Annotated in this window: 13 protein-coding genes; 5 read left to right on the top strand and 8 right to left on the bottom strand. The window is 67.0% G+C overall.

The features are described from left to right. Together ACIA1L_RS33290 and ACIA1L_RS33285 are read right to left on the bottom strand one after the other, a co-directional pair. The coding region (locus ACIA1L_RS33290) for a hypothetical protein (protein WP_396077054.1) at positions 1-209 on the bottom strand (209 nt) is incomplete at its 3' end. A 948-nt stretch (positions 210-1157) separates the two neighbouring features. After that, entirely contained in the window at positions 1158-1613 is a 456-nt protein-coding gene (locus tag ACIA1L_RS33285; RefSeq protein ID WP_396077053.1) for a PRC-barrel domain-containing protein, read from the bottom strand. Positions 1614-2122: 509 nt separating this feature from the next. Between ACIA1L_RS33285 and ACIA1L_RS33280 the strand changes: the two genes are divergently transcribed. Continuing rightward, entirely contained in the window at positions 2123-2866 is a 744-nt protein-coding gene (locus ACIA1L_RS33280; protein ID WP_396077052.1) for an EAL domain-containing protein, read from the top strand. A 376-nt stretch (positions 2867-3242) separates the two neighbouring features. Here ACIA1L_RS33280 and ACIA1L_RS33275 read toward each other — a convergent pair whose 3' ends face one another. The 6 genes from ACIA1L_RS33275 to ACIA1L_RS33250 form a co-directional block, all read right to left on the bottom strand. Then, a complete protein-coding gene (locus tag ACIA1L_RS33275) occupies positions 3243-3608 on the bottom strand; it encodes a hypothetical protein (RefSeq protein WP_396077051.1) in 366 nt (121 codons plus the stop codon). Positions 3609-3848: 240 nt separating this feature from the next. Further along, positions 3849-4058 (bottom strand): hypothetical protein, encoded by a 210-nt coding sequence (locus tag ACIA1L_RS33270; RefSeq protein ID WP_396077050.1) that lies wholly within the window; start codon positions 4056-4058, stop codon positions 3849-3851. A gap of 251 nt (positions 4059-4309) precedes the next feature. Next, positions 4310-4936, bottom strand: coding sequence for a hypothetical protein (locus ACIA1L_RS33265; protein WP_396077049.1), 627 nt, complete (start codon positions 4934-4936; stop codon positions 4310-4312). After that, entirely contained in the window at positions 4933-6252 is a 1320-nt protein-coding gene (locus tag ACIA1L_RS33260; protein WP_396077048.1) for a hypothetical protein, read from the bottom strand. Before ACIA1L_RS33260 ends, ACIA1L_RS33265 begins: the two co-directional genes overlap by 4 nt. Beyond that, complete coding sequence (locus ACIA1L_RS33255) at positions 6249-7052, bottom strand: ABC transporter ATP-binding protein (RefSeq protein ID WP_396077047.1); 804 nt, start codon at positions 7050-7052, stop codon at positions 6249-6251. The genes ACIA1L_RS33260 and ACIA1L_RS33255 overlap by 4 nt, the downstream gene beginning before the upstream one ends. A 411-nt stretch (positions 7053-7463) precedes the next feature. Continuing rightward, positions 7464-7820 carry a hypothetical protein gene (locus ACIA1L_RS33250; RefSeq protein ID WP_396077046.1) on the bottom strand — a complete coding sequence of 119 codons (357 nt, stop codon included), beginning with the start codon at positions 7818-7820 and terminating at the stop codon, positions 7464-7466. Between the two features lie 319 nt (positions 7821-8139). On the opposite strand from ACIA1L_RS33250, the gene ACIA1L_RS33245 reads away from it, so the two are divergent. From ACIA1L_RS33245 to ACIA1L_RS33230, 4 genes are all read left to right on the top strand, one after another. Continuing rightward, the gene (locus ACIA1L_RS33245; RefSeq protein WP_396077045.1) at positions 8140-8496 is read left to right on the top strand and encodes an ArsR/SmtB family transcription factor; all 357 of its coding nucleotides are present in this window, start codon (positions 8140-8142) and stop codon (positions 8494-8496) included. Continuing rightward, a complete protein-coding gene (locus ACIA1L_RS33240) occupies positions 8497-8724 on the top strand; it encodes a hypothetical protein (RefSeq protein ID WP_396077044.1) in 228 nt (75 codons plus the stop codon). 223 nt (positions 8725-8947) lie between these two features. Continuing rightward, entirely contained in the window at positions 8948-9250 is a 303-nt protein-coding gene (locus ACIA1L_RS33235) for a hypothetical protein (protein WP_396077043.1), read from the top strand. A 785-nt stretch (positions 9251-10035) separates the two neighbouring features. Further along, positions 10036-11031, top strand: coding sequence for a hypothetical protein (locus ACIA1L_RS33230; RefSeq protein WP_396077042.1), 996 nt, complete (start codon positions 10036-10038; stop codon positions 11029-11031). The last annotated feature ends 217 nt before the right edge of the window (positions 11032-11248 follow it).

Raw genomic sequence — 11248 nt, 5'->3', positions numbered from 1 at the left:
GTGGCGGTCTTGCCGTGCAGTTCGATGCGGGCGCTGCCGCTGGCGCCGGAGGAGTTGAGTGCCTTCAGCTTCGCCGTGGCGACGGTGCCGTCGTAACCGGCGTGGTCGTTGTGACCGTTGTTGGTGGTGCCCGCGACTGCGGCGGTGCCGAGTCCGGCGATCGCGGCGGCGGCGACGACGGAGCCGAAGATGGTTCTGCGCGTGCTCATGAGGGTCCCATTTCCTGCAGTGGTGCTGTGGCAGCCCCCTCCCGTAGGAGCTCTTCTACTACCAGTGGAACAGGACGAAGCCCCCAGAACGGCATGAAACGCTCAACAGTCGGGATCGGAATTCGGCCTCGGAGCGTCGCACGCTCAGCGCGGGTGAATAAGGTCCAAGTCGGGTTTTAACCACACTTCGCCGTCGAAACAGGCGAAGAGGAGCGACTAGCTGATCAACGCTGGATACGAGCGCGAACGAGGAATCGACATACGCTCCGGGCAATGCTGGCAGCCCCACCTGTCCGAGCCTGGACCGGCTCGGCGCGTTCGGAGCCGCGCGTCGCCGACGCCAAATCCGCGCACCAAGCGGAATACCGATGCCGTGGTGGCATGCCTGCCTAGTGGAGGCTTTGCACCATGAGGTCCTGACGCCGTCAGCCCTCGGTGTTTGGTCTCCGCGCTGCCGGCGGCGCTGGCGGGGTGGGTGTAGCAGCGCCATACGCCTTCGACAACCCGGACGGTTCCGCCGTGAGCGCCGGCCGCTGCTGCGGAGGCAGGCCGCGGGTAGGCGGGCGACACACCCGCCGCCGGGTAGCTACTCACGCAATGGCCGGTTTGCTGAGGCACGGGGGAGCCCCAGCAACCGGTGAATACATTCTACAGTCGGTGATCGATGGTCTGGTTTCGCGGTCGGGTGAGCCCATCGGGCATACAACCTTGTGGTTGCGGGTGGCACCGGCGGCGGAGACCAGGTGCCTCAGTGGTAGGAGTCGATCTGCGGGTTCCGCGCTAGTGCGTTGGGGGGCACGAGGTGCAGGATTGCCCTTCTGGCAGGTCAACTCTTCATTCTTGGTGAATTTCGAGTCGTATCGAACTGTGGCCGGTAAGTCGGAGCTTCGGTCAGCGACGAATCAGCCGACGCTGGGGCCTCATCGTCACGGTGGCGGAGATCGCGGGTCAGGTCGTGGGGGGCGTATCGCGGTAGCTGCCGGTGTAGTAGGTGCCGACCTGTTCGCGGTAGCCCGGGGTGCTGAAGGTGTCTTTGTCGTACTCCGGCGAGTCCTTGATCTGGGCTTTGGTCCGGTCGACGTGCACCTTGTTGTCGTCGTGGTCGACCCGGAGCACCGTGCCGGCGGGCAGTAACACCTTGCGGCCCAGGATCCAGGGCCCGGTGTCCACCACCAGGTAGGAGTTTCCCACCTCGTAGGTGGCTTCATCGACTTTGCCGATGCTGCCGTCGGTGGCCTCCACGTGGTATCCGGCGAGGTCCGCCCCGGCGAGGTCCGTTCCGGTCTGTCCTCCGGTGCGTGCCGAGTCGTCTCGATCGGCGTCAGCGATATGTGCGGTATCGGGGTTGGGTGTCGCTGCGGGGTCGCGCCATGCCCACGGTTCGAACACGAAGGGCTGCTGCATGACAGGCTCCTTGATCGCCGTCGATGAATATGCCGTCGGCTGCTGGCTTACCCATCCGGTACGCCCCGAATTCCGGGACCTGGTTGGTCGGTGTGAGTCTCGATCCAGTACGCGTTAGGTAATCGGCGCAGCTGATGAGGTGCGTTTGCGCGTGCAAGCCGACCTCCACCGAGTCGTTTGACCCGCCGGCGGAGGCGCTGAGCCGGATCTTGGCCGGCATATGCGGCCAACGGTGTACGGGCGGCGCTACCCGGGGTGGTGTGGTTCGTGCCCGCCCCGCCCCGGCCCGGCCCGGGGCCACGGATGAGAGCCTATTTCGGAACCGGCACGATCCTCGCGCTCCGGGTTGTCGGCTGTGCGTGCCTGCCGTGCGCATCAAGAGTGCCCTGCGTATCGGCGCCCTGGGTCCCTCCTTGAGCGTTCGAAGACCGCGAGACCGTGCGGGAATCTGCGCGCGTGTTGCGCTCCGCTTGAGCCGGCGTTGAGGTCGCGGGCCGAATCATCGGGCTGTGACCGTCGCGCAGCTGCCCTCGCCCGCCACCCAGGCCGTCCGTGACGTGCTGCGTGACCACGCCGTGCAGGTCGTGTTTCAGCCGATCGTGCAGCTCGAGGACGGCGTGGTGAACGGCTACGAAGCCCTCGCCCGCTTCGACGGCCAACACTTCGCGAACCCCGCCGAGGCGTTCGCCGCGGCTGAGGCCGCCGGTCTGAGCGTCGACCTGGAAATCCTCGCCATCGAACAGGCCCTGGCCCGCCTCGGTGACCTGCCCGACGGGGTTTGGCTCAGCTTGAACGCCTCCGTCGCCGCCCTGCTCGAACCGCGCACGATCAGCTTGCTGCTCGCCCACGCCCACCGAGGACTCACCGTCGAGCTGACCGAGCGCACCCCGGTCACCGACTACACCGCGCTGCGCGAGGTCATGGACCTGCTCCGCGCCGTCGGCATCAAGATCGCGATTGACGACGCCGGGTCCGGGTTCGCTAATCTGACCCAGATCCTGCAGATCCAGCCCGACATCATCAAGCTCGACATCTTCCTCACCCGCGACATCGACCAAGACCCCGTCCGCATCGCCCTGGCCCGCGCCCTGTTCACCTTCGCCGAGAGCATCGGCGCGATGCTGGTCGCCGAAGGCATCGAAACGTACGCCGAACACGCCCAACTGACGGCCCTCGGAGTGCGCCACGGCCAGGGCTACTACATCGCCAAGCCCGGCCCGCTGCCCAGCCGCCACATCGAACCGCTGCTGTAGCAGTAACGCAGCACCGCCAATCGCACAGCGATGAGCGGCGGACTATCCGGCTGCCGTAGTGAAGACACACTCGCGCCAGCGACGCGGGCGGCGCTGCCAGCGGATGGAGGACTGCCAGACGCGCCCGCGGCGAGTCCGCCGCAAGCGGCGCGGGATCCTCCGACAGATCGGCGCTGGTCAACAAGACGAAAAGAGCCTGGGCATATCGCGGCGCGCACTGCGCGGCGTCGGCAGCCAGTCGCAAACGCTCGCCCGGCCTCATCGGCACCACGCTGATCTCGGTGGTCACCAGCGGCCGATACTCACGCAGAGTGACTTCGAAGATGGCGCCACAGTCCGCGCAGCTCGATGATCCTGTCTGTCACACAGCGGGGCGTCAGCGTAACGCCGTATCGACGGTTGCGGAATTCTGGTTTGACGCATGGAGGGGTGGCAGGCGCAGGTTCCCGGCTGCGTCGAGGGCGGCGATGCCGGTGCAGAGCACGACGATGGTAGTCGTGGTGGTGTGGGTGATGAGCAGGCGGCACAGCGCGGCGCCGGCGGCGCTGCTCGTGTTGTAACCGGAGCCGAGCCACGAGTTCGCCTCAGTGCCGCTCGGCTCCAGCGCGTCGGCGGTGTTTACGGGTCGCGTAGATCGTCGATCTGAATCGAGCAGCGGCGCGAAGCGGGTGATCTCCTTGGTGTTGCCGCCCACATCGGTGGCGGCCCAGATCGCACCGCTGACCTGCTCGCAGGCGGCCATCACACGCCCGGTCGGCGGCGTCGATGGTGCAGGAACCGCCCAGCGACTTGCCGTGGACGTCGATCGCCCGCCGGCCTGACGCGGTGCCGGCCGTGGCTCGCGTGGCGAGCCAGCAGCCGCTCACTGCGATCAACAACTGCGGGTCCAGGGTCTGCAGCAACCGGCGGATCATCGCTGCGGACGGCCGCCGACCGAGGCTATGCCCAGGGTCAGGACGGTCGTGTCAGGAATATCGGCGACTTATTCGGCGATCGCAGCGTTGGAGCGGTAGCCGGCCACGTCGGCGTAGATCGCGGCATTCATCACGACCGTCAACCAGTGCGGGACACCTCGGCGGGGCTCGCGGATCAGGCAGATCGGCGAAAGCTGCAGGCAGCAACCGGCGGTTTCGGGCACCGTCAGAGCCGGTGCACGGGACAAGGAGGTCAGCGACGATGGCAGGGTGGGCATGGCTCACTTCGGACAGATCATCGCGGCGTAAAGAAACTTGATGATCTTCTGAATCATTGACGCCCGCTTTGCTGCCACCAGCATCGGTGCTTTCTATTCCAACAACTCGGGACCGAGTAGTTCCTGTCCTTATCCGGGTCCGGTGGCGCCTGGGCCTTTCCTTGCATGGCTCAGGCGCCTCGAGCCGCCGCCCGTTGCCGCGAATCTGCGCTCAGGCGAGTCTTGAGATGCTCCGATGCTGTCGCCAGGGCCTACGACGGGGCCGGGTCGGAAGCGGGTCGCGGTGGGGTTCCCCGCAGCGTGTACGCGATCAGGCCAGTGGTCGCGAGTGTTGCCGCCACGAGCGCTGCGGGTTGGCTGTCGACTGGCTGCAGCATCCAGGTGAAGGACTGTCGTGCCGTGGTGGCGGAGCCTGGTCCGTGGGTGCTGAAAGCGGTGGAGAAGATCGCGGACAGGGTCCATAGCAGCGGCAGGAACCATGAGCGGTGTGCGCCGACGACGGCGGCGCCGAGGGCGGCGAGTCCGAGGAGGCCGGCGACGTCGCGCGAGACCTCAGCGGCGGGCCCGAATCGGGTGGGTGTTGCCAGGGTCAGCAGTAGCAAGCCTGTGATGATTGCGTAGGCCGCCAGCAGATGGGCGAGACGAACTGGAATCCAGGGTTTGGCCGCGGTGCGGTCCAAAGCATCATCGGCGCCGGTCAAAGTCGCTGAGGCAGCGCTGACGAGGAGAACGATGATGAGCAAGACGAAGGAAAAATCGACGTCGCGGGATTCCGAAAAGATCGTCCATAGGATCCACACCGCGGCGACGAGAGCGAAGCCGAAACCGGCGACCGTGGGGACGCCCCGGCACCGCAGATGCAGTTCGAGCCACCTCATTTCGCCCCACCTAAGATGATGTCGGACAGGGCGGTGTCGCATTGCTGCCTCGCGTTTCGGACCGCGGCGAGTCGTTTTACCGCCTGTTCGCGTGGTAGCGCCTGGAGTGTGTTCCAGAGCTGGTGAACTCGCTCGGTGTCGGCGTGTGGGGTGCGACCGGCCAGCCAATGGCCGGAGGCGCGGGCCGCGTCGCTGTCCTGGTCGTAGTTCTCCTGGGTGGTGCCGAGGCATGTACGGCGGAAATAGCCTGTCAGGGTGCGCAGCAGGAAGTCGGCGGAGTCTGATCGGGCGGCGCCCTCGATGTCGACGATGAACTCGAGGCCGGGTCTCTGGTGTGAGCCCGGGACGTCCCTGCTGTCGCCGTAGGTCAGGGTCCAGTCCTCGACCGCTTCCGTCGGCGCGTCGGGAAGCCCGGCGACCCTGGCCAGCGCTTCGCGCGCCGGTAATGTCATTTCGTCCAGTTGCTTCTTGTGGAGAAGCGTGACGCAAACCCGAGGTGTGTCCTGGGTACAGACCAGGCGGGCACCGGCGAAGTCGCGAACCCATGGACCGCTGCCGCTGGTCGTGGTCGGGACGATCACGACCGCCAAGCAGGCACCCAGCAGTACAGGAACCAGCGCCGTCGGCCGGTATCGGCGGGTGGTAGCGGCCAGGAGCAGCCCGGTCAGGCCCAGGCCTGTCAGCCAGATCGCCTGGCTCGCATTCAATTCCACGGGCACGGTGTAGTACGGGTCCCAAGGCCGCGGCAGCTGCGGCGCCAGCATCCGGCCGAGCCAGGCATAGCTGTCCGGGACCAGTTCGAGCCCTAACTGAAGCGCGAAGCCGACCACGGCCAGCCCGGGTGCGGTCACCACATGCGGAATCAGGTAGCCGATGCCCATGCCGACCCACACTGCTGCTGCCAGAGACAGAGCCCCCACCGCGACCATTACGGGCACCGCGGCGGGTAGATAGGCCGCGGTACCGAGCATCGATACCGCAGCCACGCCGAAGGTCAGCAGATATGCGACCGCCACCGCTGCGGCCAGGACAACCCCGGTGAGCGTGACCCGCTGCCACCGGGGCCGGGCCGTCGCGGCGAACAACTCGTCCACCTTCGCCAGGGACTCGCGGCGCATCTGCCACGCGCCCAGGGCCAGCGCGATCGGCCACGACAGCAGGAGGAATGCGCGCTGGTTGGTTGCCAGGTACAGCCACGCCTCCTGCCACGCGTCGGGGACGATGACGAACAAGCTGACCAAGCCGAGGGCAAGCAGCAGGAGAAACGCTATCGGAGCTGTGGACCGGCGCGCCTGGATCCATACCACCCGGTTCATCGGCCGTTCTCCGCCCGGTACGCCCGCAGCAGCGCCGAATACCCACGCTCGGCGGGGCTGTCCCCGGCATCACCGGCTCCGCCGCGCGCGGCGAGGTCGGCCGGAGTGCCCTGGTAGACGAGGCGCCCGGCGTCGACCAGAACCACGTCGGAGCAGGCCGCCACGACATCCTCGACGAGGTGGGTGGAGACCAGCACCGTGCTGTCCACGCCGATGTCGCGCAGCAGCTCCCGGAAGTCGAGGCGCTGCTCCGGGTCGAGGCCCACGGTCGGCTCGTCCAGCAGCAGGATCTCCGGGTCGTTGACGATCGCCTGGGCGATGCCCGCGCGCCGCAACATGCCGCCGGAGAGCGTCTTGAGCTTGGACTCGGACCGGTTGGTCAGGCCGACCCGGTCGATGGCCCGCTGCACCGCCGCCGGGATGGCCGCCTTCGGCATCTCCTTCAGCCAGGCCATGTACTCGACGAACTCCCGCACGGTGAACCGCGGGTAGAAGCCGAAGTGCTGCGGCAGGTAGCCGAGGCCGCGCCGGACCCGACGCAGATCGGCCCGGCCGCCGACCTCCTGGCCGAGCAGGGTCAGGGCACCGCCGGCCGGCTGGATCACCGTGGCGAGGGCACGCATGAGCGTGGTCTTGCCCGCACCGTTCGGGCCGAGCAGGCCGTGCACGCCGGTGCCGAGGGCCAGATCGAGCCCGTTGACGGCGAGGTGCCGCCCGGCTTTGACCTGCAATCCCGCGGCGTGCACCGCCCAGGCGTATGTGGTGGGGGCCGTTTCGGCCGCGCTGATGGCGCGCATCATCGTCTCTCCGTTGCGTTTGTAGGATCTTCATGCAGGAAGACGACGAACGGCCGGTACCGGTTCTCCGTTACGAGTGGCGCAGGCCACCTGTTCGAATTGAAGGTCAAACCCACCCAGCTCCGCGACAACGCACCTGCGTTCACGAGGATCCTCTGTCTCGACAGATTCTGCTGAAGCAAGCAGCAGGTGCTCCGCGACCATCCATCCCGTCTGGGTCCACATGCTCGTGGCCGCGACCGCGATGACGGCGATCGTGGTGGGGACCCGCTGCTACCACCCGACGTGGTCGCGACCGTGGTGGTAGATGGCCGCGGCGACGGCACGTCCCTGCTGCGTCCTCGGCGAACCCCCGCTGTTCGCCACCGACGTCATGCCGGTCGGCTTCCCGCGCAGGGGCGCCGACATTCTGCGCTACGTCCGCGACCAGGTCGAGGCGGCCAAGTATTCGGACAGGCTGTCGGCCTGCACCGCCCACCCGCCTTCACTGGTGACCAGGGCGATGGGGTCGTCGTGTGTGGCCCGCGCGGCGGGGTAGCCCCAGACGTTGCAGTACTGGTACTCGGCCATGAACACGCACACCCGCCGGTCGTCGTTGCCGTGCAGCAGCGGGTCGCCGGCTGGTAGCGGGCCGGCGTGCGAGGTGTCGTCGTACGTCGGTGGGTAGACGGGGTGGGTCCAATACAGCCGCGGGTCGTGTAGCAAGGAGTTGAACGGCATCTTCCACCACTCGTCGACCGCCAGTAGTTCCGCCAAGTGAAGGGTCGACATCGATCATCATGTCGTCATCGGGTGGCGCGGCGGTACTGGCGAGCACCTGGCGTGCGGTCTCGTACCACCATTGCGGCCTTTCGCCGCTCGCGTGGACGGCCCAATCCCGCTGGATCAGCCGCAGCAACGCCCAGCACGTATCGCGCCCCGCGCGGGCGGCGAGCCGGTCGGCGAACGTCGAGTAGTCGATGACCTTGGCCATCCACGCGCCGTACTGGCAGACGGCCACACAGGGAACGTCCTCACCGCAGCCCAAGATCTCCCCACCACCGCAGCTAAGACTTGACACCAATATTTGCACCTGCCAATAATATTTGGCATGAGCCAAGCAGTGAGGTGGGATCTGGACGGGGATCGCCTGGTTGAAGTCCTTGCTGCCCTGGCCAGCCCCCACCGGCTGCGGGTGCTGGCGGCGCTGACCGGGGGACGCGTCTATGTCTCCCAACTCGCCCGTGACCTCGGCATCAGTCGCGCGCTGCTGCAGGTGCACCTCAAAAAGCTGGAGAAGGCCGGCCTGGTCACCGCGCATCTGGAGTTGTCCGAGGACGGCAAGGCGCTCAAGTTTTACGAAGCCACACCGTTCACGCTGCACCTCACCCCCGAAATGGTCGCGCGTGCTGTCACCACCCTGAGCAGCGCCAACGATGGCGACGCTCTACCGAAAGGGAGCAGTTGAATGGACATCATCGCCACGGTTTTCCTCGTCGCTGTCACGGCCGTTGTGATCGCCGGCATCTGGTATGCCGGCACCCACAAACGAGCCACAGCTTCCGACGAGTTGCAACGCCAGTACGCCGAGCAGGCCGCAGAGACGCAGCGCGTGCTGACCGACGTCAGCACGCAGTTGGCTGACCTGAATCGGCGTGCTGAGGATATGCACCGGATACTGCGAGACGCCGAGTGATCGCCGCTCGTCCCGGCTCGCCGGAATGTGCGGTGTTGGCGCACTGGCCACTGCCGGACGCGAATGACGCCGTCCTCGTTGGCCAAGGCTGGTCCGCGCCGGCAAGGGCATCGGACACCGTTGTCTCCGCAGCGGTCACGCTCGTCCTCGCCCTCGGGGTGGCGCGGGTCGGTTCCTTCCTACCTGCCATCAGGCTGTCGTCAGGCTTGATACGCGCCTTGTCATGATCGCCGTTCTCGGAGCCGCGTTGGTCGGGTTCCTGTCCGCCCTGCTGCCGTTCACGCCTGCAGAGCCGTATCTGATCGCAGCGGTCACGACGACGAGCGCACCAGCCGTGGCGCTGGGGATGGCTGCCGCGGCTGGTCAGACCGCCGGGAAGATTGTCATGTTCCTTGCCGTGCGAGGCGCGATCCGTTCGCCCTGGCTGCAGCACCGATTGAACAGAATCCTGCCGACCGCACGGGTGGCATCACCACACGCGCCGGGGCAACACGTCTACACGTCGCCGGCTCGCGGCTCAGCATGATGATGCAACGCCGTCGCGAAGCGACCGGGATCCTGCTCGTCAGCGCCGTCACCGGCGTGCCCCCGCTATCGGTGACGAGCGTGTACCTCAGCCGCACCCCAATGCGGCTATTCACATTCGCAGTGACGTGCCTACTGGGTAGGACGATCCGGTTCGCCACGATCGCGCTGGCCCCGCACATGGTCGGCTACTAATCGACAGCCGATCAGGACGCTGCTCCTGAGATCAGGTTTGAGCTGAGCCTGCCCGTCTGCCTCCGCCAGCGCCCTGTTCCACTGACCTCGCCGGAAAGCGAGACAGATGCCTGTCGGCACTGCGAGTACAAAAAGTTCCTACCCCCGCACCGGCCAGGAACGAAACACGTGACAAGGGACCGAGGACGGGGGCTGACCGGGTTCACAGCCCCCGTGCCCGGTGAGGATCCTGACCTCATCGACCTGGACAAACAGTCGGAGCGCGACGTCCCACCGACCGTCCCTCGACGACCGCTCCAAGCGCGCGACGACTGGGGCACACACCGTATCCAGCCTCCCCGGATCGGGGGAATGGGGCGTCGACATGCCGTGCCTGCGGTCAGCTCATGTATCGTGACGGGCGGCGGTCCGGAGGCGGTCGCCCGCTGCGAGGCCCGGGATCCCCGGAAGATCAAGGCCGCAAGCAGTTCAAGGGTGGTGCCCATGCCTCCAGCTAATGCAATGGCTGATTATGATACCTGTTTTCTTTGTGCCGATTGACCATCAGGTTTCTGCGGCGGTCCGGGACGCTCGCAGGCAGAGAGGTCAGTCATGGCAGTTGCCACCAATCCCAACCGGTGGAAGAAGCGGCGTGCGATCAGCGCCGAGCCCAGTCACCTTGCCCGGCGCGGAATGCCGCGCCGGGATGAGTTGATCGCCCCAGCACAGGGGCAGCAGGTCTTGCAGGCCGCGTTACTGGAGATCTTCGCTCATCCCACCCGTGAACATCCGTGGAATCCGAACGGCCGCACGCTGACCGGACTATATGCGTGCTACGGCAGCTGGATCTCCCCACAAGCCGATCGCATCATCATGGGCTCGACCTGCGCGAAGCGGATGGCCAGCTATTTGATGCCCTATGTCAAAAACATCGACACCAACTATCCTTACTGCCGAGGCGTCCCCGGCCTGCGGCACCAGCGAAGCACTCGGCACGGCTACGAGCTGCTACACCTGCCGACCCAAACCGTCGTCGAGATCCGCGACGGCAGGCCCGGACGCTATGAATATCTGCTCGGCGAAGCCAAATGCAACCGCGACGATCCTGGATACGTCGCGCTGTGGCGGGAGAGCGACCTGACTGACGTCGAGCGGCAATGGGACAACATCTGGTGTCCGAGTTTCCACACCGGGCTCAGCAGCGCGTGGTTCAACGCCCTGTCAATTCTCGACACATACGACAGTGCCCGCGACGCCGTATTCCAACCTGCTGCGGGCGAAGGAAGCCGGGCTTACCTGCGCTGGTGCGGCCCCCTCACTCCACAGGCCGCCGTCGACGCTCTCACGGCGATGGGCGTCGGCGCGTACGGCGAGCCCCTCACTGTCTCGGCAACCGCCCCCAGTTTCGCGGTCGCCACCGCCGGCGGCGCCAGCATCGAACTGCACCAGCGGCCCGAATGCCCCGGGTGCCGGGAAACCCACAATAAATGGCATGGCAGCACCGCCACCCGATCGCGCGGACCGGCCGATCTCGGAGCATCGAAGCGCCCCATCGCGCCCGGTTCATCGGGGCGGACGCAGGGCCCCCGCTTCGCGGCACCGGTCTAGCGCATCGCCCCGATATCGGCCAAGCCGCCCGGCGCCAGCCCACCGGGCGGCCGCAGTGGGACGCCGGATCCCGGCGTAACACCACAACAAGCAGGTGGGGGGGGGGGGGGGGGGGGCGGGGGGGGGGGGGCCCGCGCCCGGCCGCCCCCCCCCCCCCCCCACCCAGCGGGGGGGGTGCGGGAGGGGGAAGAGCACAGCCGCCACCCGCCGCGGCGCC

This window comes from Actinoplanes sp. NPDC051859, assembly GCF_044452725.1.
GTDB lineage: Bacteria > Actinomycetota > Actinomycetes > Mycobacteriales > Micromonosporaceae > Actinoplanes.
This window is presented reverse-complemented; position numbering and strand designations above follow the sequence as displayed.